The 24,634-nt window shown below is 40.8% G+C and carries 20 protein-coding genes; 10 read left to right on the forward strand and 10 right to left on the reverse strand.

Features of this window, described 5'->3' with window-relative positions; translation table 11 throughout:
* Nucleotides 1-157: 157 nt before the first annotated feature.
* The 3 genes from HCN54_RS00385 to HCN54_RS00395 are packed head-to-tail and all read right to left on the reverse strand — an operon-like array spanning nt 158 to nt 3,298.
* The gene (locus tag HCN54_RS00385) at nt 158-370 is read right to left on the reverse strand and encodes a PLDc N-terminal domain-containing protein (RefSeq protein ID WP_167596128.1); all 213 of its coding nucleotides are present in this window, start codon (nt 368-370) and stop codon (nt 158-160) included.
* Nucleotides 371-410: 40 nt separating this feature from the next.
* On the reverse strand, nt 411-2,000 hold the full coding sequence (locus HCN54_RS00390; RefSeq protein ID WP_167596129.1) for a 4Fe-4S binding protein: 1,590 nt from the start codon (nt 1,998-2,000) through the stop codon (nt 411-413).
* Nucleotides 1,997-3,298, reverse strand: a complete 1,302-nt coding sequence (locus HCN54_RS00395; protein WP_167596130.1) for an NAD(P)/FAD-dependent oxidoreductase — start codon at nt 3,296-3,298, stop codon at nt 1,997-1,999. The genes HCN54_RS00390 and HCN54_RS00395 overlap by 4 nt, the downstream gene beginning before the upstream one ends.
* A 119-nt stretch (nt 3,299-3,417) precedes the next feature.
* On the opposite strand from HCN54_RS00395, the gene HCN54_RS00400 reads away from it, so the two are divergent.
* Nucleotides 3,418-4,443: a glycoside hydrolase family 113 gene (locus HCN54_RS00400; protein ID WP_167596131.1), complete on the forward strand. Its 1,026-nt coding sequence runs from the start codon at nt 3,418-3,420 to the stop codon at nt 4,441-4,443.
* A gap of 100 nt (nt 4,444-4,543) precedes the next feature.
* Nucleotides 4,544-4,702: a YqaE/Pmp3 family membrane protein gene (locus tag HCN54_RS00405; protein ID WP_072984991.1), complete on the forward strand. Its 159-nt coding sequence runs from the start codon at nt 4,544-4,546 to the stop codon at nt 4,700-4,702.
* 119 nt (nt 4,703-4,821) lie between these two features.
* On the opposite strand, the gene HCN54_RS00410 is transcribed toward HCN54_RS00405, so the two are convergent.
* Together HCN54_RS00410 and HCN54_RS00415 are read right to left on the reverse strand one after the other, a co-directional pair.
* Complete coding sequence (locus HCN54_RS00410; RefSeq protein ID WP_167596132.1) at nt 4,822-5,535, reverse strand: TIGR04283 family arsenosugar biosynthesis glycosyltransferase; 714 nt, start codon at nt 5,533-5,535, stop codon at nt 4,822-4,824.
* Between the two features lie 81 nt (nt 5,536-5,616).
* Entirely contained in the window at nt 5,617-6,420 is an 804-nt protein-coding gene (locus HCN54_RS00415) for a DUF547 domain-containing protein (RefSeq protein WP_240924917.1), read from the reverse strand.
* Between the two features lie 298 nt (nt 6,421-6,718).
* Here HCN54_RS00415 and der point away from each other — a divergent pair, with 298 nt between their 5' ends.
* The 3 genes from der to HCN54_RS00430 all read left to right on the forward strand — a co-directional run bounded on the left by der (nt 6,719) and on the right by HCN54_RS00430 (nt 13,795).
* Nucleotides 6,719-8,020 (forward strand): ribosome biogenesis GTPase Der, encoded by a 1,302-nt coding sequence (gene der, locus HCN54_RS00420; protein ID WP_167596133.1) that lies wholly within the window; start codon nt 6,719-6,721, stop codon nt 8,018-8,020.
* 121 nt (nt 8,021-8,141) lie between these two features.
* Nucleotides 8,142-10,877: an outer membrane beta-barrel protein gene (locus tag HCN54_RS00425; protein WP_167596134.1), complete on the forward strand. Its 2,736-nt coding sequence runs from the start codon at nt 8,142-8,144 to the stop codon at nt 10,875-10,877.
* A gap of 116 nt (nt 10,878-10,993) precedes the next feature.
* Nucleotides 10,994-13,795, forward strand: a complete 2,802-nt coding sequence (locus HCN54_RS00430; RefSeq protein WP_167596135.1) for an outer membrane beta-barrel protein — start codon at nt 10,994-10,996, stop codon at nt 13,793-13,795.
* Between the two features lie 81 nt (nt 13,796-13,876).
* Here the strand turns inward: HCN54_RS00430 and HCN54_RS00435 are convergent, their stop codons facing one another.
* The 5 genes from HCN54_RS00435 to HCN54_RS00455 are packed head-to-tail and all read right to left on the reverse strand — an operon-like array spanning nt 13,877 to nt 17,072.
* On the reverse strand, nt 13,877-14,695 hold the full coding sequence (locus tag HCN54_RS00435) for a TPM domain-containing protein (RefSeq protein ID WP_410503576.1): 819 nt from the start codon (nt 14,693-14,695) through the stop codon (nt 13,877-13,879).
* Entirely contained in the window at nt 14,692-15,132 is a 441-nt protein-coding gene (locus HCN54_RS00440) for a TPM domain-containing protein (RefSeq protein WP_167596136.1), read from the reverse strand. The genes HCN54_RS00435 and HCN54_RS00440 overlap by 4 nt, the downstream gene beginning before the upstream one ends.
* A complete protein-coding gene (locus tag HCN54_RS00445; RefSeq protein ID WP_167596137.1) occupies nt 15,132-15,746 on the reverse strand; it encodes a LemA family protein in 615 nt (204 codons plus the stop codon). The genes HCN54_RS00440 and HCN54_RS00445 overlap by 1 nt, the downstream gene beginning before the upstream one ends.
* Before the next feature lie 19 nt (nt 15,747-15,765).
* Nucleotides 15,766-16,095 carry a MerR family transcriptional regulator gene (locus tag HCN54_RS00450; protein ID WP_072984971.1) on the reverse strand — a complete coding sequence of 110 codons (330 nt, stop codon included), beginning with the start codon at nt 16,093-16,095 and terminating at the stop codon, nt 15,766-15,768.
* Nucleotides 16,095-17,072 carry a M23 family metallopeptidase gene (locus tag HCN54_RS00455; protein ID WP_072984969.1) on the reverse strand — a complete coding sequence of 326 codons (978 nt, stop codon included), beginning with the start codon at nt 17,070-17,072 and terminating at the stop codon, nt 16,095-16,097. The genes HCN54_RS00450 and HCN54_RS00455 overlap by 1 nt, the downstream gene beginning before the upstream one ends.
* 131 nt (nt 17,073-17,203) lie before the next feature.
* On the opposite strand from HCN54_RS00455, the gene alaS reads away from it, so the two are divergent.
* The 5 genes from alaS (at nt 17,204) to HCN54_RS00480 (ending at nt 24,582) form a co-directional block, all read left to right on the forward strand.
* Complete coding sequence (gene alaS, locus HCN54_RS00460) at nt 17,204-19,816, forward strand: alanine--tRNA ligase (RefSeq protein WP_167596138.1); 2,613 nt, start codon at nt 17,204-17,206, stop codon at nt 19,814-19,816.
* 6 nt (nt 19,817-19,822) lie between these two features.
* On the forward strand, nt 19,823-20,770 hold the full coding sequence (locus tag HCN54_RS00465; protein ID WP_167596139.1) for a GSCFA domain-containing protein: 948 nt from the start codon (nt 19,823-19,825) through the stop codon (nt 20,768-20,770).
* A gap of 71 nt (nt 20,771-20,841) precedes the next feature.
* Nucleotides 20,842-21,351 (forward strand): DUF6252 family protein, encoded by a 510-nt coding sequence (locus tag HCN54_RS00470; RefSeq protein WP_167596140.1) that lies wholly within the window; start codon nt 20,842-20,844, stop codon nt 21,349-21,351.
* Nucleotides 21,352-21,534: 183 nt separating this feature from the next.
* Nucleotides 21,535-23,445, forward strand: a complete 1,911-nt coding sequence (locus HCN54_RS00475; protein ID WP_167596141.1) for a PQQ-binding-like beta-propeller repeat protein — start codon at nt 21,535-21,537, stop codon at nt 23,443-23,445.
* Nucleotides 23,446-23,838: 393 nt separating this feature from the next.
* Nucleotides 23,839-24,582, forward strand: coding sequence for a DUF6498-containing protein (locus tag HCN54_RS00480; protein ID WP_167596142.1), 744 nt, complete (start codon nt 23,839-23,841; stop codon nt 24,580-24,582).
* Nucleotides 24,583-24,634: the final 52 nt, after the last annotated feature.

Here is a 24,634-nt window from a genome sequence, read left to right on the forward strand (position 1 = left end):
GCCTTAATACCAAAAACTAAAGATTGTTTGTTTGTTATATGATTTGTTTAAAGGTGGAAGTGGAGACTTCCGCCTTTTTTTGTTTTAAATGGAAAGCGATTGCTACGGTACTTTTAGCCTTTCAGCAGAAGTACATCGAAAAATTTAGCGTCGATTTTTAATTTATGCGCTGTTTACGCCCAACTAAAAAGTAAAGTATTGATCCCAGAAAATTGAAGAATAATACAATGAGCACCCAGATAATTTTGTTGCTCCCGGAAAACTCGTGGCGCACAATATCAACCAACGCGATGATAGGCAAGATTAAGCCGAATACGCCAAAAAATAAAATCAAAAGTACTTGCCAGGGTCCTACCATTCCGAGAATCATAATGTAAAAGATTTTAGGAGTTTAATATACAGTAATAAATCTAATTTTGATTTAGATAATCCATTAAATCAACATCGTTTCCTAGAAGCACTTCGCGGCTGTTGATGCGTTTTTCGGTAGAAGCATTTTCTAATTTTAAAACCCCACGCGGGCAAACTGCAGAGCAAATTCCACAACCAACACAGCTGGCGCGAACAATGTTTTCACCTTTCTGAGCGTAAGCGCGTACATCAATTCCCATTTCACAATAGCTTGAGCAATTTCCGCAAGAAATGCATTGACCACCATTTGTTGTGATTCTGAATTTTGAAAATAAACGTTGCTGAAGCCCCAGGATCGCCGCCATTGGGCAACCAAAACGACACCACACCCGGTTTCCGAAAATAGGGTAGAAGCCGGTGCCGATCACTCCACTAAAAATACTACCAATTAAAAATCCGTAAGTGGTACGCAGGGTTTCTGCCGGAATTAAAAAAAGTGTGCTTCCGCTGGAGAAATGGATTCCTATTAAAGCGAGCACGATGACCAAATAACCAATCGCACCGTACCGTGCGTCTTCCTTTAATTCTTCCTTTTTAAAAAGCCAGATCAAACCGAAAAGCGCCGTGAGAAAAACAGCAACGCCAATGAGAAACACATCTTTGGTTAGCCAGTATTTTTCAGAATCGTAGCCCAGATAGGTGGCAACTACGGCTGTGGTCATCACCACTACAAAAACCAGAACACTGTGTACCACCCAGCGTTCTACCTTCCAGGCAAATTCGCTTTTATCACTTAAATGTCTAAAAGGATCTCCCGCAGTTTCTGCGAGTCCGCCGCAACCACACACCCAACTGCAATACCAGCGTTTTCCATATTTATATGTCAAAATAGGAGTGATCACAAAGATCGAAGCGATCCCAAAAATCAACAGCGCCAGACCGATGCTTCCTGAGGAGATGAAGCCATCAACGCGGTACTGCTCAAAATTGTAGTAATTGAGCGGCCAGATGTTCTTTAGATCGTAATATGGCAGATTAAAATCATCACTATTCAGTCGCGCCATAAACTCCGGAATCAGAAAAGCAAAAGCGGTTTGAAAGAACATCACGCTTAGTGTACGTAGACGCTCATAGCGATTATGGCGGTATTTCCATAAAAACTTTATGCCAAAACCAAGTATGGCGATGGTATAAAGTGTGCCGTACACAAACCACTGGCTGGCGGGATTTCCGCTCAATATTTTACTCAGCGGATCAAATAAAGCGATGAGTCCGCTGTTTTCACCTTCGGTATTGAGACCTAAAAGTTCTGCTTTAAAGTAGAGTACAATGTAAAAACCGGTCAATGCCAGCCCGGCAACCCAAGCTAGAAATCCGCGATTAGAAATTGATTTAAACCAGAGGCCGTCGTTTTTAATTCCAGCTTGCTTATCTGCATAAGCTCCGTAGGAAAACAAAACGATTCCAACAAAAATCGAAGTGAGCGCTGTGGTGAGCCATAGGCTTTGGTTCATTAACCGCACATTAAAAATGGCGAGTACAAGTAGTAACAAACCGCCTACGCCCAATGCCGTTGCCAATTTTTGAATCGTGTTTAATGCAGCCGGTGGTTGCCCGGTGAGCGACATATCGCGTTGTACAGAACTCATGCTTTACTATTTGCGCCACTAAATGCAGCGTTAATGTTTGAATAATAGGATTTAAAAAACTCAGGATCAAAATTGGCTTGCGCTAAATTGTGAACTACTTCGTCAACAGATTTTCGGGTATTGAGCCAGTGGTCTAAAACGTCGTGTCGCATTCTAATGCCAAAGGTGTTGATGCCCAGAAATGCTCGGGTTTCCTTGTGATAGGCAATAGTGATGCATTTAGTATTGTCAGGATGCTTCCAATGAAAATGCGCCTCGTAAGGTTTTTTGTTTTTATCGCTAAAGACCCAACCATAGGTTTGATATTCAATATCAAAGAATTTTGCGCTGTTAAACCAATTGCCGGGATTGTATTCAAAAGGCGTCCCGCAGATGGTTTGCGCCACCGTTTCTCCCATCATTCTGCCGGTGTACCAAACCGCCTCAACCGGTTTGCGTAAACCTATCGCTTCGTGCTGCTGAGCACAATCGCCAATGGCATAAACGTGCGCTTGATTGGTTTGAAGCAGTCGATTGACCAGGATGCCTTTGTCTGTGGCGATGCCACTCTCTTCTAAAAAATCAATTTTAGGTTTAACACCGGTAGTGATCCCTACTAAATTGCAGCTGATTTCTTTGCCGCTCTTTGTGCGTATGGCTCGTACGTTACCCTGCGCATCGCCAAGAATTTCATCTAATTCTTCTTCGTGAAGTAGATTAATGTGATGACTTTTTATGTGCTCAGAAATCATTTGCGCATCAGCTTCAGGCAAAACGCTAGACCAAAATCCTTTTTCGCGTACCAGCATCGTAACTTCGATCTTACGCGTATGCAGCATTTCGGCGAGTTCAACGCCTATGAGTCCGCCGCCTACAATCACCGCCTTTGGGCAGACTTTGTTGTTAGGGGCATTTTTCTCGAGTAATTCAAGATCTTGTTTAGAGACTAAACCTTGAACGCCTTGCAGCTCAAGACCTTTCCAGCCATAAGTTGCAGGAACAGATCCGGTAGCGAGAATCAAGGTGTCATAAGTCATCGTATCGCCTTCTGCAAGTAGGAGCGTCTTGTTTGCAGTGTCAACTTTTTTGACGTAGGCTTGTTTGAGGTCGATTCGGTTTTTTGACCAAAAATGATCTTCATAAGGTTTGAGATCTTTAAAGCGCATATGGCCCATATAGACATACATCAAGGCCGTGCGCGAAAAAAAATGCTCACTTTCCGCAGAAATAATAGTGATTTTTTTATCAGAATTTTTGCGAATATGTCGCGCCGCGGTTACCCCGGCGATCCCATTACCCACAATGACCACGTGCTCCATAAATGTCAAGGTTGTTTTTACAAGATAAGAACTTAGCTTCCTCTTAAATACATTTTAACGGCAATTTTAGACGAAAGAAAACCGGGAAGCTATCTTAAATTTCCAGTATTTTTAGAGCAATGAAAAAACTAACCTTTCTCATCACCTTCTGTATTCTGGCAATCTGCCTGTTAGGCTGCTCGGCTACTACAGTGGTGAAAGACAAAATCAACGGAGTAAGTTTTGTGGCTTCGCGCGACACGCTTCAGCAAAAAAATATTGATCCCATTCTAAATATCGGAGCTAATGCTGCGGCAATTATGCCCTTTGGTTTTATTCGGGATAAGAATCATCCGCAGTTGCAGTTCAACTCAGAGCGGCAATGGTATGGCGAGCGCTATGAAGGGGTGAAACAGTATATTGAATTGCTGCATCAAAACGCAATTGATGTAATGCTGAAGCCGCACATCTGGATCTGGCATGGTGAATTTACCGGAGATATGCAGATGAATTCTGAAGCCGATTGGAAGCTTTTTGAAAACAGCTATGAAGAATTTATTTTATTGTACGCGCAACTTGCCGAAGAAACGCAAACTGAGATTTTATGCATAGGTACCGAATTGTTCAACTTTGTTGACCAACGACCAGAGTTTTGGCAGCAGCTGATCAAGAATGTTAGAGCTATCTATTCCGGTAAAATCACGTATGCCGAAAATTGGGATAAAGTAGATCGCGTGCCGTTTTGGTCAGATCTCGATTTTATAGGTGTTGATGCGTATTTTCCAGTGGCTGAAGCGCAAACCCCAACGGTAAAAGAGGCCATTGCAGGCTGGATTCCACATAAAAAAGTAATAGCATCTCTTTCAAAACAAAACAACATCCCTGTACTTTTTACTGAATTTGGATACCGAAGCGCAGACTATGCCGGGAAAGAACCGTGGGCTAGCGATCGCCACGAAGGCGCGATGAATACTAAAGCGCAAGTTAATTTGTATCAGGCTTTATTTGAAACGTTTTGGGACGAACCTTGGTTTGCCGGTGGCTATGCGTGGAAATGGTTTCACGATCACGAGCGGGCTACGGCTACCGGAAATAATAGGTTTACACCTCAAGGCAAGGAGGCTGAGATGCTTTTAAAAAAGTGGTATTTAAATTCTGTTAACTAATGCCTTAAATATGTCAAACTCTTGCTAATTGGTAAGAGTTTAAGAGGTTAACTTTTTGGTTGTTTTTAGTTTAGCTGTACTAACTAAAAAATAACCTATTATGTCCATTTTAACCATTATACTTTCTATTCTACTTCCACCATTGGGAGTTGCGCTAAGCAAAGGTTTAGGTAAAGATTTTATCATCAATGTGATCTTAACGCTTTTGGGCTGGTTGCCCGGTGTGATTCACGCATTCTATGTGAATAGCAGAGGGTGATTTCTGAGGAATAATTTAAATAAGGGTTTTGCATTTGTTGTGTGAAGCCCTTTTTTTATTGGCGCCGCTAAAGAATTTATACCCTGTGTCGAAATCAGTTTTACTTAATTAATTATGATCTAAGCCACTGGTTTTTTTAGGTGTTTACAGTAATAAGCGAGTAATTCTTCGGCGGAAGCGCCAAACCACTTTTTCACGTAGATCGCCCAAAAATGGTACTGTACATACCATACGCCATACTTTTCATACATACGTGCTGAAGATTGTATTGGCTGCTGGATCACGACAAAACTGTTTCGGGCGTAGAGTTCGTTGATCAAGATATTGTCTTCATAAATGATATAGCTTTCATCAAAACCGCCAATTTCATCAAAAAGTTCACGCGTGATAAACTGACTTTGATCACCACCTCTGCACGCTCTCCAACTGAATTTAGTCAACCAACTGGCTAAACGCAACCACCAATGTTTACTGTCAAAACGCATTTTAAAGCAGCCTGCGGGATTACCTTTTGCAACTTCTTTCTCAATCAATACATCAAAATGCTTTGGAGGAAATGAATCTGCATGTAAGAAATAGAGGATCTCTCCTTTTGCAGCTTGGGCGCCGGCATTCATTTGTTTTGCACGACCTCGCTGAGAAGTTATAAGGCTAACCGCTAACCGGTTTGTGTCTTTAAACTGTTGAGCCAGCGCAAGCGTATCATCGCTACTTCCGCCATCTACGATAATGAGCTCAACCGCGAGCACGCGGCCAATCTGATCTTTAAGATGGTCTAAGAGGCAGGGTAAGTTTTCAGATTCATTAAGAACCGGGATAACGATACTTATCATTAAGAAGTTTTCTGGTGCGCTTTAGATGCTAGGGGATTTTCAAATCTAAAGGAATTCAGCGAATTACAGTAAAAATTAAAATTATTGTTCGTTTAAACTCCAATCGTAATCTTTATAAGAAACGCTTGCTCCTGCATTGATTTTTGTATTGCTGAACTGATTCACATAATCAATGATCGTGGGTGTTTCAGCAGTGATAAAATCCTTTTTATACCAATCAAAAATAGAGGAAAGCTTTACGCTATTCGTTCCAATTTCATTTTTGTCAGAGTTGATAAACTCTTTAGTCGCACGATCTAGTTGCTCGTTGATCTTACCGGCGGTATAGGCTTCATCCAGTAATTTAGGGCACGACATCGACGCACAATTGATCGCAAAATGAATACGAGGTTCGTTCATTTTACGCAGAACACCATTTTCGATCCCACCAAGCGCTAGCTTTTTATTTCCTACAGGAACAATACTTCGAGTCCAGGCACCGTCAATATCCTTAATACTCTCTACCGGGTAGTTATTTAAGATTAGATCTACGGTATATGCGTTGTAGAGGTTGATGTAATACGCAAGCAATTCTTGTACAGACCAATCGCTATTAGGTGAATACGAAGAAAGTTGAGTTAAATACTTATTTAGCGCACCACGATCTTTGTTAAAGCCTTTGTAGTCTACCATACCGTCTGCATTCACATGCTTTTTCAGCAAAGCATCCCAAGCACTGTGATCAACATTTTCTGCTGAATTAGCAGTGGTTGAGGTGAGTTTGTCCGGCGCTTCTTTAGTAGGCTGACCGCCGCTGGTGATTCCGGCAGCAGAAAGCAAGTTGCAGCTGTGAAGGCTAAGCGCAATTATAAGAAGCAGGCAAATACGTTTCATAAGTAAATACATAAACTGGGTTGTTTTGATATACATACGCAAGATAACGGCAAGTAGATTTGAGCAACCTAATATTAACAAGAACCTTAACAGATTTTAGGTAGAATTTGAGGTTTAAAGCGTTGAGGTTGAAGTATTGGTCTGATTTATTGCGAATTACCTAAAATACGGTGAATTAAAATATGTGCCGTTTATTATCGTAATTTTGCACCGCAAAAACTACCTTACGGAAAAGCCGCACAGGTGGTTAAATAGAAAGCCTAGCGTTTTCTAAATCTCGATGTTCGAGTAAAAGCATAAAGTAAGTTTTATGAGTATTGTAGCTATTGTAGGGAGACCTAACGTGGGTAAATCCACTTTTTTTAACCGTTTGATTCAACGTAGAGAAGCTATTGTTGATTCTGTGAGCGGTGTTACTCGTGACCGTCACTATGGGAAGACTGACTGGAATGGGAAGGAATTTTCGGTAATTGATACCGGAGGTTATGTACGAGGAAGTGATGACATTTTTGAAGAACAAATAGATAGGCAAGTAGAGCTTGCGATCGACGAGGCAGATGCCATTATTTTTATGGTTGATGTAGAAGCGGGTGTTACCGGGATGGATGAAGATGTAGCCACTTTGTTACGTCGCCAATCTAAGCCGGTGTTTCTTGCTGTGAATAAAGTAGATAACGCGATGCGTGCAGACGATGCTGTAGAGTTTTACAGTTTAGGTCTTGGTGAGTATTATACCATTGCGAGTATAAGTGGTAGCGGTACCGGAGAATTATTAGACGCTTTGGTTGAAGTGCTTCCGGAGAAAGTAGAGGAAGAAGAATCTATCTTACCGCGATTTGCTGTGGTGGGAAGACCTAATGCCGGGAAATCTTCATTCATTAATGCTTTGATTGGGGAAGATCGATATATCGTTACCGACATTGCCGGAACCACGCGTGATGCGATCGATACCAAATACAACCGTTTTGGGTTTGAATTTAATCTTGTAGATACGGCAGGAATTCGCCGTAAATCTAAAGTTAAAGAAGATCTTGAGTTTTATTCTGTAATGCGATCTGTGCGCGCGATTGAGCATTGCGATGTGTGCTTGCTTGTGGTAGATGCTACACGTGGTTTTGACGGCCAGGTTCAAAATATTTTTTGGTTAGCAGAACGCAACAGGAAAGGGATTGTGATTCTTATCAACAAATGGGATTTGGTTGAAAAGGAAAACAAAACCATGCGAGAGTTTGAGAAATACATTCGCACACAGATAGAACCTTTTACAGATGTGCCAATTGTGTTTATTTCGGCACTTACGAAACAACGTGTTTACAAGGCTATTGAGACCGCTGTAAAAGTATATGAGAGTAGAAGCAAGCGTATTAAAACCAGCGAACTTAACGATTATATGTTGCCGCTTATTGAAGCGACTCCGCCACCTGCGACTAAAGGGAAATACATCAAGATCAAATACTGTATGCAGTTGCCTACGCCGCACCCGCAGTTTGCGTTTTTCTGTAATCTTCCGCAGTATGTGAAAGATCCTTATAAGCGTTTTATAGAAAATAAGTTGCGCGAGGCCTTTGATTTTGAAGGAGTGCCGATCGCAGTATATTTTAGAAAGAAGTAATACGTTTTTTCAGAATTGATTATAAAAACCCACATTTTTTAAAAAATGTGGGTTTTTCTTTTAAACCTTTTGCATTTTCTGCAGTCATACAATAAACGTACAAAGTACATATATTTATTTTATGAAGCAGATTTTACTCGTAGTCCTTGCACTGATCGCCCTTCAGCAAAGTAACGCACAAGATTTTCAACTTAACGGAACTATTAAAGATAATACCGGTGTGCCACTGGAATCTGCTACGGTTTATGTTGAAAAAATAAGCGACAGTACTTTAGTAACTTATGGCATTTCTGATCGGGAAGGCTTTTTTGAGATGGAAGGAAGAACCGATCAAGAAAAACTAAATCTGTTTGTTTCTTACGCAGGATTCAAACCGCTACGCAAAGTGATCACGATTACTCCAACTGTCGAGTTAGGAGATTTAAAACTCGAAGTTCAAGATAATCTACTTGACGAGGTGATTGTGGTGGCAGATCGCGCACCGGTGACGTTAAAAAAAGATACGCTAGAATTTAATGCGAATTCGTTTGAAACCCGTCCCGATGCCAACTTAGAAGAGTTGTTGAAAAAGCTTCCGGGAGCTGAAGTAGATTCAGACGGAGCAATAACCATTAATGGAAAACCGGTATCTAGAATTTTGGTCAATGGGAAAGAGTTTTTTGGCGATGATCCTAAGATCGCGACTAAAAACCTTCCGAAAGAAATCATTGAAAAACTTCAAGTGGTCGATACCAAAACCAAAGCCCAGGAGTTTACCGGAGAAGCAGGAGATTCTGAAAATAAAACCATCAATATCACGATAAAAAAGGATAAGAATAAAGGTTATTTTGCTCGGGGAACCATTGGCGGAGGAACAGATGAACGTTACGAAATGAGTGCGATAGGTAATATTTTTAAAGACAATATGCGTACTACGGTTCTGGCAGGATCTAATAACATCAACAGTTCAGGATTTGATTTTGATGATGTTTATGGGATGATGGGTCGTAGTGGTGCTCGTGCCGTTGCCGCCGGAAATAACAGTAACGGCATCACAAAGTCTGAGACTGCTGGCGCAAATTACAGCAATGAATGGTCTGATAAATACGAATTGAACGGGGATTATTTCTTTGACCGTTCGAACACCGACACACGCTCCAGAACCGAGCGAGAGAATATTTTACCGGATACTACTTATTATTCAAGCTCTGAAAATACCAGCAATGCTATAAATGACAGGCATCGCGCTAATGCGCGTTTTGAGGTCGAGTTTGATACGCTCACACGCTTGTCATATTCACCACGCTTTACTACTAGCAAAACAAAATCTGTGCGCAACACTATGGCGAGTTCGTCAGACGGAAATCGTGATTTGGTGAACAACACAGAAACTTCAAGTCAAGATGATGTATATAATGTTGATTTTAGAAACGAAGTAGACTTTATTAAACGTTTTGGGAGTCGCGGGGCCTTTCTAAGAATGGAAGTTTCGCAGAGTTATAACAATCAAGAGAACGACAATTTTTACTTTTCAGAAAGTGAGTTCTTTGGCGATGATGCGCGCACTGAAGTTCAGGATCAGTTTATTGATGAAGATGAAAAGGAATATCAATATGGCCTTGAGGTAGAGCAGCGCCTGGTATTAGCAACCGATTTTTTTATGGATGTGGCTTATGATTTTTCGTCTTCAAAATCTACCAATTCACGCTATGTATATGATGCTGATTCCGGTGGCGCTTATACCGCATTAAATGATACTTTGAGTAGTAATTTTGAAGTAAACACGTACCGCAATACTCCGAATATTGGATTTAATTATGATCACGAAGCTTGGCGCATCAATACCAATGTAGGGCTATTAAACACCATACTTCAGAATGAAAATTTACTCAACCCTGCTAGTTTTGATAATACCTATAACAATTTGTATTTAAGCGCTCGCGTGCGGTACGAGTTAGAGCGCAGTAAGAGTATATCTATAGATTATCGAACCAATGCCAACACGCCTTCTATACGACAATTACAGCCGGTTGCAGACAGAACTAATCCGTTGAATATTGTCGTGGGTAACCCGGCATTACGCCCTGCTTACAGTCATAATATAGGAGGTGGTTTTAGAAGTTTCAATTTCGGCGCTGGTGGCGGAAGCGGTATTTTTAGTTCGTTTGATCTAAGTTTTACCGAAAACCAAGTGGTTTCTGTAAGTACAATTGGTGATGATTTACGCCGGACTACTACCTATGCGAATGTTGACGGCGCAATGTCTGCCGGGGCACGTGTTTTTTATACAAAAAGTACGAGAAAGGAAGAGCACGAGTTTAGATACCGAATGAGTCTAACCGGAAACTATAATAAAAATGTAGGATTTACCAACGGTACCTTATTCAATTCAAAGCGTATAAGCGTGTCTCCGGGAATTAGATTAACCTATGCAATACAGGAGGTTTTTGAGGTGAATCCTAGTTATAGTCTTACATACAATGACACAAAATACTCAATAAATGAAGACCGGAACGAGGATTTTATCAATCATCGTGTAGGTTTTGAAGCGACTACTTTTTGGCCTAAAAATGTCATTTTTGGTAATGATATTAGCTACAATTATAATGGAAATGTCTCTCCGGGATTTCAGAACTCTTCCATCTTATGGAACACGAGTTTAGGCTATCAGTTTTTAGACGAGAAAGCCACTTTGAAGGTTAAAGTTTATGATGTGTTAGATCAAGTTGTTGATACGCGCAGGATCATTGGTGATGACTACATTCAAGACACTAATAGTTTGATCCTTACGCAATACGCCATGTTGAGTTTCACGTACAAACTCAGCAATTTTGGTGGACAGTCAGGAAGACCGGGCGGGCCTCCGAGAAGAAGATAATCGGGTTTAAATAATTGTTAGTAATACGTTTTACGTTAAAGTTATCTTAAACAACCTAACTAATTTTTTAGTTATTTAAGAATTCTATTTATTCGTGTATCAATCAAAAAACAATCATGATCAATCGCTATTTAGTTGCCCTTGTGCTGGGTATGTTTTCGTTATGCACATTCTCTCAAGATTTTAAAATAACCGGAAAACTCATTGATAAGGAACAACAGTTTCCTTTAGAGGCAGCGACTGTAGTTTTAGAAACGCTTCAGGACAGTACTGTAATCAGTTATACCATTTCAGATCGCAATGGTGATTTTGAACTTAGCGGTAAGTCTAATTTGCAAAAGGCAAATTTATTTGTGACGTTTGTGGGCTATCAATCGTATGAGCAACAAATAGATTTTTCTAAAACGCGTGAAATAAATTTAGAAGACATTCCGCTAGAGTTTCAGGTAGAATCATTAGGGGATGTTGTGGTTAAGGGTAGAGCGGCGCCGGTAGTAATCAAACAGGATACACTTGAATTTAATGCAGCGTCCTTTAAAACCAAACCAGATGCAACTCTCGAAGATCTATTAAAAGAACTACCCGGAGCTGAGGTTGACGAAGACGGTCAAATACGCATAAATGGAAAACCGGTAAGTAATATTCTGGTAAACGGAAAGCCATTCTTTAGCGATGATCCTACGATCGCGACGCGTAATCTTACCAAAGAATTAATCAATAAAATTCAAGTAGTAGACACCAAGACCGAGTCTGAAGAATTCGCAGGAGAGGAAGGCGATAGTGAAAATAAGACCATAAATATCACTATAGACGAAGATAAGAATAAAGGTCTTTTTGGTCGTGTAGCAGCAGGTGGCGGTACAGATGACCGTTTTGAGTTTGCCGGTATAGGTAATTATTTTGATAATGATTTGCGTTTAAGTGTGCTGGGAAGTGGTAACAACATCAATTCGCCTGGCTTTAGTTTTGGAGAGATTGAAAAAATGTTTGGTAATGCGAGCTACATCTCTGTAAGTAGTAACGGTGGTTTTAACGTAGGCGGTAGAAGCTTCGGAATGGGAGAAGGTATTGTCAATTCGCGTAACGCCGGGATGAATTTTGCAAATGATTTTGGCGAAGCAATAGAAACCTCTGCAGATTACTTTTACTCGGGAGCCAATACCTTTAATGAGACTGATAGGGTGCGTGAAAACATTTTGCCTGATAACCGTTTTACTTCAGTAAGCAACTCGCGTACTGATTCAAATACCGATAATCATACTGCTAATCTCAGGTTTCAAGCCGAGATTGATTCGACCTTTATGGTAGAATATCGGCCTTCACTTAATTATACCGTAGGAACCAATAGCAGTTCGGGAAGTTCAGTAACCACAAATGAGGCCGGAGACTTGGTGAACGACAGCGACTACGACAACTTTAATGACCGTACCACGCGTAATTTTTCTAACAGTCTTACCGCTACTAAACGTTATGGAGACAAGGGAGGATTTATAAGAATCAATGGCGATCTACAGTTAGACGAGACAGAAAGTACTGATTTTACCAATTCAGAAACCAATGTTTACGGTACTGACGCCAGTCAGATTCTACGTAATCAGCGCACCAATGGGGATAATAATACAGATGGAATCACTACAAATGTAAAGTGGCGCATTCCGCTTATTTCGAAAAAACTCTTTTTAGAGACTGAGTATGAGTTCAAGAATGAAAACCGAACGAACACCCAGCTCGTTTATGATTTTGACGCGACTACCCAGACTTACAATCAGCTTATCACACCACAGAGTACAGATTTTGAAAGTACAAACCGAAGCCATAAACCGCAATTAGGAGTGACCTATAACTCTAAAAAATTACGTGCAAGCGTTAATGCCGCTTACGTTGCACGTAAATTAACGGGTGAGGATCTACTGACTGATGACACCGGTAACCGCGTGCGCGATATTGATTTTGAGAATAATTTTGATGCGCTGGAAGCCATGGCACGTTTGAATTATAATTTTACTCAAAAATTGAGTTTATGGTCTGCCTATAGATTAAGCAATAATGCACCTGATATTAGGCAGCTTTCTCCGTATTTAGATGTTTCAGACCCTATCAATACTATTCAGGGTAATCCTAACTTAAGCCCGACGAATAGCCATAGCTTAAATATGGGCATCAATAATTATGATTGGGAAACCAGAAGCGGATTGTATTCTTATTTTGGTTTTACATTTACTAACGATCAAGTTGTAAACCTTACTACGGTAGATGATAACTTTGTAAGAGCAACAACATTTACAAATGTTGACGGCGTGTATAATGGTTACGGAAATCTGGGCTATAACAAGGATTTTAAGCTAGATAGTTTAAGAACTTTGAAAGTTGAAGTAGGTATGAGTGGTAGTATCAACCGCTTTGTAAACTTCTTTAATGCAGATCAATATGCTAGTATTACAAAATCTCTTGGCCCTAGTTTAGGGTTACGCTTCACTTGGACCGATTGGTTCGAAATACGCCCGGAATATAGAATAAGCTTTAATGAAACCACGTTTAATCGTGATTTCTTTGATGGGCAAGATTTTACACAGCACAATGCCCGCCTGCGGACCACAACATATTTTCCAAAATGGTTAACCTGGGAAAATGATATAAGATATACTTACAATCCAAACGTGGGAACAGGCTTTCAACGGGATGCGGTGTTCTGGAATACTTCTTTGGCGTATTCATTCTTAAATGACAAAGCTCTGGCAACTTTTAAAGTTTACGATTTACTTAATCAAAATACCAACTCAAGACGTACAGCCACACAATCGTATATAGAAGATGTGCAGAGTACCGTACTGCAACAATACTTTATGTTGAGTTTCAGCTATAAATTCAATACGCTGGGTAAAAAGGGAGAAGTTAGAGAGAATGGATGGTGGGATTAAGAATTAGGTAAGTTGAAAAATAAAAAACGCTTTAATTGAGATTTTCAATTAAAGCGTTTTTTATTTTGTTTAATGTTTCAACTACCATCCTCCCGAAGCACCACCGCCACCAAAGCCACCGCCTCCGAAGCCACCTCCAAAGCCGCCGCCACCAAAGCCACCACCTGAAGATCCACCTCCAAAGCCGCCACCGCCCATACCGCCGCGACCTAAACTGCTTAAAATGATCACATCGAGTAAGCTTCCTGCTCCGCTACGCCTACCGCCATTTCTGCCGTTTCCGCCACCGCGAGAACGACTTAGGATAAAAATGATGACGAAAAAGATGATGATAATGGGTAGAAAATTACGAATGCCCGGTCCCTCGTTGCGTTGTCTGGATCCTTGGTATTCTCCCTGAAGCATTTGAAAAAGTGCATCAGCACCTTGATCAAGACCTGCATAATAATCACCTCTTTTAAACTGCGGAATCATCACCCGATTGATGACTTGTTCTGCCATACGGTCTGTGATGATCGTCTCGATCCCGTAACCGGTGTTGATGTCCACTTTACGATCTTCGGTGGCCAGCGTGATCAGGATTCCGTTGTCTTTATCTTTTTGACCAATGCCCCATTTTTGACCCCATTTGGCTCCCAAAAAACTGATGTCTTCCCCTTTAGTACTAGGGATGATCACTACCACAATTTGCGTTGAGGTAGTGTCGCTGTAGCGTACAAGCTTGTTTTCAAGGGTCGCTTTTTGACCGGAATTTAAAAGGCCGGCATAATCGTAAACACTGGTTTGCTGACTAGGAACATCAGGAATATCAAACTGCGCTAATCCTTTCGCCGAAAGGCAGAATAGAAAAGCCAGCAAGAGCGTAGTTCTAATAGTACGTATTTGTGTTAAATAGATCAAGAGGTCGATATTTCATCTGAAAGTTCATTGACGTCATCATCATTCCAAGGGAAGAAATGCGCCAATTGTTCACCGGCAGAGGTGATGCCTTTTACTAATCCGGCTTTGAACTTTAGGTTTTTAAATTCGGTTTGCATAAGGTCTTTGGTGCTTTGCCAGAAATCATCAGGAACAACTTTATTGATACCGCGATCACCACAAATGGCAAACTTTTTAGCATCAACCGCCACATAAATAAGGACACCGTTTTCTTCTTTGGTATTGTCCATTTTAAGTTGATGAAACAACACCTTTGCGCGCTCTAGTGCTTCTTCATCACAAGTGCGTTCTAAATGCACGCGGATCTCTCCAGAAGTTTTGAGCTCGGCCTGGCGAATGGCTTCAACAACTTCTTGTTCTTCTCCTGCCGTTAAAAAGTCTTCAACTACAGATGCCATTATGCTGCGTCGTTATTGAAATCAAAATTGACTTCAGGAGCGGTCTCGGCACCTTCTTCCGCCTCAAAATAATCCATCTCTTCAAAGTTGCCAATGAAGCTATTCACGATATTATTAGGAAAGGTTTTAATGTGCTTGTTGTATGGTTTGATTGCCTCGTTGTAGCGGTTACGCTCTACATTGATACGATTTTCGGTACGCTCAAGTTCGTTGATCAGTTCCTTAAAATTCTCATTAGCCTTAAGGTCAGGATAACGCTCTACGGTTACAAGCAATCTGCTCAAGGCAGAACTCAAACCGCTTTGTGCTTGCTGAAATTGCTCTAGCTGATCTGGTGTAATATTCGTTGGATCTATATTTACTGAAGTCGCTTTGGAGCGCGCCTCGATCACATCGGTAAGGGTTTTTTGTTCAAATTCTGCGTAGCCTTTAGCTGTATTTACAATGTTGGGGATAAGGTCTGAACGGCGCTGGTAAGCACTTTCTACATTACCCCATTGTGCGGTAGCGTCTTCTTGCAATTCTATCCCGGTGTTGTAAAACCCTTTAAAGAATGAATAGCCAATGATTAGAAGTATAACGACTACAATAAGTGCGATAATTCCTTTTTTCATGATGATTGATGTTTTTAGGTTAGAGTTGATCTTTTAATTGCTGAAGCTGGGCTTTTATGTTTTCCAGCTTTCTAATCAGATCAAATTTGTTGAGTGTTTCTTGTTTGTTTTCTTTTAAATGCGTTTTTGCACCCTCTAGCGTAAAACCACGCTCTTTAACGAGGTGGTAAATAAGCTCAAGATTCTTGATGTCTTCTGGAGTGAATTTACGATTGCCCTTAGCATTTTTTTTAGGTTGAATCACATCAAATTCTTTCTCCCAAAATCTGATGAGCGATGAGTTTACGCCAAACGCATCGGCGACTTCGCCAATGCTGTAATATAATTTTTCGGGTAAATCAACGTGCATTAATCCAGAGATTGGTTTTCGAGTTGTGCTTTCTGTAAAATTACATCAAACTCTTCAGGCGAAAGGTTTCCGTAGTAAAAATTAATAGGGTTAATGCGTTGCCCGTCTTTAAAAATCTCATAGTGCAAATGCGGCGCTTCAGAACGGCCGGTACTTCCCACAAAACCTATTAAATCCCCGCGCTGTACTTTTTGACCGCGGCGCACATTGTATTTGTATAAATGCGCATAGAGACTTACATAACCGTAACCGTGATCTATGCGTATGTGATTTCCGTAACCGGTTGCATTATTGTCTGCACGTTCTACGGTGCCGTTTCCGGTAGCATAAACCGGTGTGCCTCGCGGAGAGGTAAAGTCCATCCCCCAGTGCATTTTACGCTCTTTAGTAAACGGGTCTGAGCGCATCCCATAACCCGAAGCAATACGAGTTAGATCTTTATTAGCCACGGGCTGGATGGCCGGAATCGCGTTTAAGAATTTTTCTTTTTCTTCAGCTAAAACAGCGATCTCATCAAGCGATTTGCTTTGTACGACCAATTGTTTAGTAAGCACATCAAGGCGCTTGTTTGATTCAATTATAAGTTTTGAGTTGTCATATCCCTCTAGATCTTTGTAACGGTTAACCCCACCAAAACCGGCTTTGCGCTGCTCATCAGGAATAGGGTTTGCTTCAAAATACAGTCTGTAAATAGTATTGTCGCGCTCTTCTACTTCGTTTAAAACCGTCTGAACCTGATCTAGTTTTTTATTGAGTACGCCGTATTGCATTTTCATATTTTGCAACTCACGCTGCAAAGCTTTTTCTCTAGGTGTTTCAAGGTCTGGAATGTTGAGATAAATAACGAGTAAAATAAACCCCGCAAGAAAAGAAGCGCCTATAGATAACAGGGCATAACCTAATTTACGACCCTTGCGCTTTTCTATTTTTTTATAAGAAAGCGTCTCTTTGTCGTAATAATATTTAACCTTAGACATTAGTTAATTTATTCTATTTTTGCGTTAAAATATATGCTTGTATCCCGCATTTAATTAAGGGGTAACGAACAAATATAAAAAATAGTTTGCCGGTAATCATATTTTGGCAAGATCTACTCTAAAATTCACTCATGAAATCCCAAGAAATACGCGATCAATTTCTATCTTTTTTTAAGTCCAAAAACCATTCCATCGTCGCCTCTGCGCCCATGGTGATCAAAAACGATCCTACGTTGATGTTCACCAATGCCGGAATGAACCAATTTAAGGAATTTTTTCTGGGTAACGGAACTCCAAAAGATACACGCGTCACTGACACTCAAAAATGTTTACGCGTAAGCGGAAAGCACAATGACCTGGAAGAAGTGGGGAAAGACACCTACCACCACACGATGTTTGAGATGCTGGGGAACTGGAGTTTTGGAGATTATTTTAAACAAGACGCGATCGATTGGGCTTGGGAATTACTAACCGAAGTTTATAAGATCGATAAGAGTAAACTCTATGTGACCATCTTTGAAGGCGACAGCAGTGAGGACCTGGAACGCGATCAAGAGGCTTACACGATGTGGAGTAAACACGTTGCTGAAGACCGTATCTTAAACGGAAATAAAATGGACAATTTCTGGGAAATGGGCGATCAAGGTCCTTGCGGACCCTGCTCTGAAATTCACGTGGATTTACGTTCTGAAGAAGAAAAAGCAAAAATTCTCGGAGCAGAATTGGTCAATGCAGATCACCCGCAAGTGGTAGAGATCTGGAATCTCGTTTTTATACAATTCAATAGAAAAGCAGATGGTTCGCTCGAAAATCTTCCGGCGCGACATATTGACACCGGGATGGGCTTTGAGCGTCTGTGCATGGTGCTTCAGGATAAAACATCAAACTACGATACCGATGTGTTCACACCGCTCATCCGTGAGATCGAGACCATCACACATTCAAAATACGGTCAAAGCGAACAAACAGATATCGCCATTCGTGTGATCGCAGATCACGTGCGTGCGGTAGCATTCTCAATTGCAGACGGCCAGTTGCCAAGCAACACGGGAGCAGGTTATGTGATTCGACGTATTCTGCGTCGTGCCGTGCGTTATGGGTTTACCTTTTTAAATACCAAAGAACCGTTTATTTATAAACTGGTTAGCGTTTTGGTAGATGAGATGGGTAAAGCTTTCCCTGAATTAAAAAAACAACAGAACCTTATTTTCAATGTAATTAAAGAAGAAGAGCAGAGCTTTTTGCGTACGCTAGATCAAGGTTTGGTGTTGCTTGATTCTATTATTGCAGAAACCAAGGGAAAAGAAGTTTCAGGAGCAAAGGCCTTTGAATTGTACGACACTTACGGTTTCCCGATAGATCTTACCGCATTGATCCTTTCAGAAAAAGGATACACGCTTGATGAAAAAGCATTTCAAACCGAATTACAAAAGCAAAAAGACCGTTCTCGTGCTGCCGGTAAAATTGAAGCAGGAGACTGGACGGTAGTCGAAGACGACAGCGAGGAAGAATTTGTAGGATATGACACCTTGCAAACTCCGGTGCGCATTACCCGTTACCGAAAAATAAACACGAAGAAAGAAGGAGACCAATATCAATTGGTTTTTAATCTTACTCCGTTTTATGCTGAAGGCGGTGGTCAGGTTGGCGATAAAGGATATCTGGAAGCAGCCAACGGCGATGTGGTTTACATCACTGACACAAAGAAAGAAAACAATTTAATTATTCACCTTTCTAAAAACCTTCCAAAGAATTTAAACGAGACCTTTACCGCGGTTGTTGATGTAAAACAGCGTCACAGAACTCAGGCAAATCACTCGGCGACACACTTGTTGCATCAGGCATTGCGTGCCGTTTTAGGAACACACGTAGAGCAAAAAGGCTCAATGGTGCATAGCGGTTATTTACGTTTTGACTTCTCGCACTTTTCAAAAGTGACAGCCGAAGAACTTAAGGATATTGAGCAGTTTGTAAATGCGCGTATTCAAGAGCAATTGCCGCTTGAAGAGCAGCGCGCAATCCCATACGATCAGGCGATCGCTGAAGGTGCTATTGCGCTTTTTGGAGAGAAATATGGGGATGCCGTGCGTACCATTCGTTTTGGAAAATCTATGGAATTGTGCGGAGGAACCCACGCTGAAAATACTGCCGACATTTGGTATTTCAAGATCAAATCAGAAAGTGCTGTAGCTTCGGGAATTCGTCGTATTGAGGCGATTACCGGTGATGCGGTGATGCAGTATTTTGAAGAGCAGGATGAGCAGTTAGAAGCGGTGCGCAGTTTATTGAATAACGCCAAAGAGCCTGCAAAATCTATTGAAAGTCTTCAGTCTGAAAATAGCGAGCTTAAAAAGCAATTAGAAGTGCTTCTTGCTGAAAAAGCAAAGAACGTAAAAGGCGAATTGAAGAATGGAATTGAGGAAGTTAACGGCGTACAATTCTTGGCTAAAGAAGTTGACCTCGATGCAAACGGGATCAAAGATTTGGCCTTTCAGTTGGGTGGCGAAGTAGATAATCTCTTTCTTCTTTTGGCGTCACGTCAAGGCGGAAAAGCTTTGCTAAGCTGTTATATTGATAAGGAATTAGCTAAAGCGAAAGACTTAAACGCAGGAACCATTGTACGCGAATTAGGTAAATTCATCCAAGGTGGCGGTGGCGGTCAGCCGTTTTTCGCAACCGCAGGAGGTAAAAATCCTGACGGCATTGCTCAAGCGCTTAACGAAGTAAAAACGTATTTGGGTTAATAGCAATTGAAATTACAAACAACCATACCTTTAAAACCGAGTGGTAATCCTATAGATTATCACTCGCGTTTGTTTTTGGTAGGAAGTTGTTTTGTAGAAAATATTGGAGCCAAGCTGGAGTACTATAAATTCCGAACTGCGATAAATCCATTTGGGATCTTATTTCATCCAGAGGCGATCGCGCGTTTTTTAGAATATGCGGTTTCTGGTAAGCAGCTTTCTGAAGCTGATCTTGAAGAACTACAAGGCAGGTTTGTAAGCTTTGATGCACATTCCGCATTAAGCGCTTCATCAGCTTCAGAAACTACCCAATTATTAAATGAGGCACTTTTCGAGAGCAAATGTCAGCTAACGCAAGCTTCTCATATTGTGATCACTTTGGGTACGGCTTGGGGGTATCGGCATGTGGAACAAGATAAAATTGTCGCCAATTGTCATAAGATTCCGCAGAAGGCTTTTCAGAAAGAATTAGCTTCTGTTGAGGAGATCGCAGCAATTACAAGACGTATGCTTTCGGCAATAGCTAAAGTGAATTCGCAAGCGGAAGTGATTTTTACCGTTTCGCCTGTGCGACACACTAAAGATGGTTTTGTAGAAAATCAGCGGAGTAAAGCTCATTTGCTAGCGGGAATGCATCAGGTTTTAGATGAGTCGCAGCATACGGCGTATTTTCCGTCGTACGAACTTATGATGGATGAGTTGCGTGATTATCGTTTTTATGACAGAGATTTAATCCATCCTAATGCTTTGGCGGTAGATTATATCTGGGAGCGTTTTTCTTCGGTTTACTTTTCTGAAGCAACACAAAAAATAATGAAAAAGGTTCAAGAAATTCAGCAGGGTTTAGCGCACAAACCCTTCAATCCAGATTCTGAAGCTCATCAGAAATTCCTCAACAACTTAGAGGCTAAAAAACGCGCCTTACAAGTTGATTTTCCGCATATTCAGTTTTAAATACGGCAAATGCCTTATGGTTTAGCGCTTTGATTTACAGGAGTTTTGTTCTGTACTTTAAACCTAAAACCATGAAAACAATTACAAGAATTACTTCAGTATTACTTTTTAGCCTACTCGTCTTAACAGCGTGTTCAAAAGACGATGATGGCGGCACAAGCGCAGCCGGCGATGGCGAATTGACCGCTACCGTTGACGGCGACTCTTTTGAATCCTTTCCCGAAGCGACCACTGCCGTGGAGAGCAATTCCGGCGGAATACAAATCCTTACCATTTCCGGAGGAACGATGGATTCTGAAAATATTCAGATCTCAATTATTGGTTTTGAAGGCGTGGGCACGTATGACCTTAACAGCATTAGTCTAGGCAGTTATACGTATCTCGAAGACACTTCAAACTTTAATAGTGCGATGGTGTTTACCACATCAACAGGAGCGGCATCCAATGGCGAAATCAAGATCGCCGAATATACCGCTGGTGGCACCGTAACAGGAACCTTCAATTTTACAGGGTATCTAACCAGCGATACCAGCAAAACCGTTGCCGTAACCAATGGCCAATTTAATGTGTCGATTCAATAATATATAAAATCTCAAGTGTTGAGGTTTTTACGTGAAGCCAAGAGTTGGTACAAACCTTCTTTTGGCTTCTTTTTTAACCCTGATACACAGATGGTTTTAGAATAAATAGGGCAATTGCCGTATTGATTGTCGCTTGATAATCAGGCAATTTTGAGACTGTAAAAACTTTTAACCTGTACAATTATGAAACTTAAATTACACCATTTAAAAAATGCAATACTGTTGTTTTTTGTTACAGCAGTAACATGGGCTCAAAAAGCAGAAACACCTGATTACACCTATGACGTGGGCGCCGGGATCAACGATATGACGCTCACTTTAGGCGGAACGCTCGTTGTTTGTACTAACGACGGTCTGGTTGGGATCAAACCCGGATCAAACGAACTCGTATTCAATTTTACCGATTACGGAAGCGTTAAGCCTGAAGAGGTGCAATACATTCCTAATTCGCCTTACTTGATGGTAGATCAGAATGGGGTAGGTGGCATCAAAGCCTTGTCTGGATTTTCAAGCAAGAAAGCAGTAATCGATTATATCTCTGGCGAAGTGATCTTCAGTACTGAAAAGAATGATTGGAAAACCATTCAAACGGCAGATGTGATTATGCCGGAAAGTAAATTGGTGATCAGCGGTTTTCAAAAAGGCGGCGGACAAGCTGAATCGGTTACACCAAAAATCGCGGTTTATGATTTAGTTACGGGCGAACTCGACTACTCTTTCTTTCTTGTGAAACCGGGTAAAACTACAATGAAGTTTTTTGCGGTAAGCGGAACTCCGCTTCTGTTGAAAGACAAGCTACTTGTGCCTACCACGCAAGGAATTTATGCTAAGAACAAAACCGGAGAAACACTTTGGGAAAATAAAGTAAAAGGCGTGGATTGGATGGTTACTAACGAGGATGAAAGCGACATCTATGCCATCGAAATGAACGATGCTAAGACTAACACGCAAGTATGTAAAATAGGAACGAACGGTGCGGAAATCTGGAAAGACGCTCCCAAGGTGCAAGGCGTGGTGAGTAATTTTCAAATCTTACCTCAAGGGCTCATTGTGGTGAGTGATAAAGACACTTCAGGAAAAAGTATTCTAGCAGGCCGTTCAGAATCTAAGATTAACTTTTTAAGTGCTTCTACCGGCGAAGACTTGTGGGATAAAGCACCAAAGACTAAAGGTTTTGTACAGCATTTCTACGTGATGGATGACGGCGTGTTATTCGGTATTCATGAAGGTGGAATAAATAAAGTTTCTTTTGATGGTACTCCGTTATTTAAGAAACCGCTGAAAACAGGAGAAGATATCAAGTTGATGGCAGAAACACCTAACGGACTCATCTATATCACTTCAGAAGATGCCAATATAGTTGATTTAAAAACCGGAGATCAGGTTTGGAAAAAACCGTTGAAATACAAGAGCGCAAATAGTGTAACTTCAGCATTTGATGCCAAAAATAACCGCTACTTGATCAATGCAGATGATGAGCTATTTGCGATTGATGCAGAAAGCAGTGAGATTTCAACCTTAGCAAAAGTGAAATTTGAGGAGAAAGAAAACCCGAATACACTTACGGTTCGTGAAGATGGAATTTACTTAGGCAGTGATCAAAATATGGCTTTGCTTGATTTTGGTGGCGACACCCAATACCATACCTATCTAAAATCTCCGGGTCGCAGCACGTTTGGTAAAATCGTTGGCGGTGTAACCGCGGTAGCAACTACAGCATTAACAATGACTTCAGCAATGACAGCAGGTGCTAATATGCGCAGCCACGCGGTAAATACCAATAATCTCAGAAATTATAATGAATACGGAAGAGAAGCCAAACGCGCGCAAGATATGTTCGCAGGGATGGCGGATGCTTCTTTTGAATATTTAAGTACGCGTTTTAAAGCTACGGCAGCAACCGAAAATGCACAATTTATCTTAACTAAACTTGATGATGGAACCGGTCTGGCAAAAGTAAGTAAAGCCAACGGCGAGATTGAAAAAGAGATCGTCTTAAAAGATAAAAAGCCGGAATATAAAGTAGATGATTATGGTGGGGTGCTGTATTACAAAGCAGACAATAAAACCATTTACGCATATAATTTAAACTAAAAAGAAATTCCCGAAGTATCCTTCTTGTGCTTCGGGAGTTTTAATTCTTAAAGGATGCATCTCATTTTTATCATAGTAGGTCTCAGTATTCCGTTAGGGTATTTGATTTTTAGAGTGGTAGAACGGCAGTTTGGGTATCGTTTTTCTAAAATCAAAATTGCGTTTTTTTACAGCTTTGCTGCGATGGTATATGCGCTCGTTGCATTGCTTGCAAGCTTTTTGCACCTCTATTTTTTACAGTTTTATATCGCAATTCCTGCTTTAGTTACAGGGTTTTTGTGTTTTTATAGAGCGAAGCAATTAAGATCAAAATCAAATTTTAAACGCTTTGTTTTAATCCTGCTGGCATTGGTGACAATTTGGTGTTGCATTCAACTCATAACTATATTTTAGATGGAAAAGTTCAATTCAGCTGTTTTTTTAAAAGTCGCAACTCCAGACAAATCAAATGCTGCGTTGTATGCAAACGCATTGTTTTTATTGGTGCTGTTGGCGGTAGGATTTGTAACACCGTGGAGTATCGTGATGGCTTACTTTCTTGAGACCATTGTCATCGGGTTATTAAATGCTCTAAAAATGGCATTTTGTGTAGGATTTAAAAGACACAACGGAGGCACACAAGGATTTGGGATCATTCTCTTTTTTCTAGTGCATTACGGGTTTTTTGTAGCAATACAGAGCATTTTTGCCTTTACCTTTTTTGAGTTAGGTGGAAGCACTTTTTTCACAGACGGAATCGCAGTTTTAAAGAATTACTGGACATTGCTTCAGTTAGACGGAATGTGGCTTTTACTTGCAAGTATTATTCTCAATAACTGCTTTTCTTTTGCAACTGACTTTCTAGGCGAAAAGCGCTATTTGAAATTTACCGCAAGTGAGTTGATGATCAAACCCTATTTGCGCATATTTATTCAGCAGTTTGTTGTGGTGCTTTCCGGGTTTTTCTTGGTGTATCTCGATGCCGGTTTTATTGCAGCGGTTTTGCTTATTATTTTGAGACTGGGTATAGATTTGTTTCTGGTGAGTTTACGGGATAATTCGGCTTCCATAGATAAAGTGGCAGATTGGTATGCTTCAAAAAACGCTGAAGTTTCCGCCGAGGAAGTTAAAAAGCAACTCAAAATTTTTACAGAGTAAGTAATGCATTAAACCTATGACTTTAGAAAGTACATACGTGTTGGGGTTTTTA

The sequence above is a fragment of the Leeuwenhoekiella sp. ZYFB001 genome (assembly GCF_011784865.1).
Classification (GTDB): Bacteria; Bacteroidota; Bacteroidia; order Flavobacteriales; family Flavobacteriaceae; genus Leeuwenhoekiella; species Leeuwenhoekiella palythoae.

Coding starts and splice junctions, on each gene's coding strand:
- HCN54_RS00445 (WP_167596137.1), bottom strand. CDS start 15,746: ATGAAAAAAGGAATTATCGCACTTATTGTAGTCGTTATACTTCTAATC.
- HCN54_RS00415 (WP_240924917.1), bottom strand. CDS start 6,420: ATGTATTTACTTATGAAACGTATTTGCCTGCTTCTTATAATTGCGCTT.
- HCN54_RS00385 (WP_167596128.1), bottom strand. CDS start 370: ATGATTCTCGGAATGGTAGGACCCTGGCAAGTACTTTTGATTTTATTT.
- HCN54_RS00400 (WP_167596131.1), top strand. CDS start 3,418: ATGAAAAAACTAACCTTTCTCATCACCTTCTGTATTCTGGCAATCTGC.
- HCN54_RS00450 (WP_072984971.1), bottom strand. CDS start 16,095: ATGCACGTTGATTTACCCGAAAAATTATATTACAGCATTGGCGAAGTC.
- der (WP_167596133.1), top strand. CDS start 6,719: ATGAGTATTGTAGCTATTGTAGGGAGACCTAACGTGGGTAAATCCACT.
- alaS (WP_167596138.1), top strand. CDS start 17,204: ATGAAATCCCAAGAAATACGCGATCAATTTCTATCTTTTTTTAAGTCC.
- HCN54_RS00430 (WP_167596135.1), top strand. CDS start 10,994: ATGATCAATCGCTATTTAGTTGCCCTTGTGCTGGGTATGTTTTCGTTA.
- HCN54_RS00410 (WP_167596132.1), bottom strand. CDS start 5,535: ATGATAAGTATCGTTATCCCGGTTCTTAATGAATCTGAAAACTTACCC.
- HCN54_RS00425 (WP_167596134.1), top strand. CDS start 8,142: ATGAAGCAGATTTTACTCGTAGTCCTTGCACTGATCGCCCTTCAGCAA.
- HCN54_RS00390 (WP_167596129.1), bottom strand. CDS start 2,000: ATGAGTTCTGTACAACGCGATATGTCGCTCACCGGGCAACCACCGGCT.
- HCN54_RS00455 (WP_072984969.1), bottom strand. CDS start 17,072: ATGTCTAAGGTTAAATATTATTACGACAAAGAGACGCTTTCTTATAAA.
- HCN54_RS00405 (WP_072984991.1), top strand. CDS start 4,544: ATGTCCATTTTAACCATTATACTTTCTATTCTACTTCCACCATTGGGA.
- HCN54_RS00475 (WP_167596141.1), top strand. CDS start 21,535: ATGAAACTTAAATTACACCATTTAAAAAATGCAATACTGTTGTTTTTT.
- HCN54_RS00470 (WP_167596140.1), top strand. CDS start 20,842: ATGAAAACAATTACAAGAATTACTTCAGTATTACTTTTTAGCCTACTC.
- HCN54_RS00480 (WP_167596142.1), top strand. CDS start 23,839: ATGGAAAAGTTCAATTCAGCTGTTTTTTTAAAAGTCGCAACTCCAGAC.
- HCN54_RS00395 (WP_167596130.1), bottom strand. CDS start 3,298: ATGGAGCACGTGGTCATTGTGGGTAATGGGATCGCCGGGGTAACCGCG.
- HCN54_RS00440 (WP_167596136.1), bottom strand. CDS start 15,132: ATGGCATCTGTAGTTGAAGACTTTTTAACGGCAGGAGAAGAACAAGAA.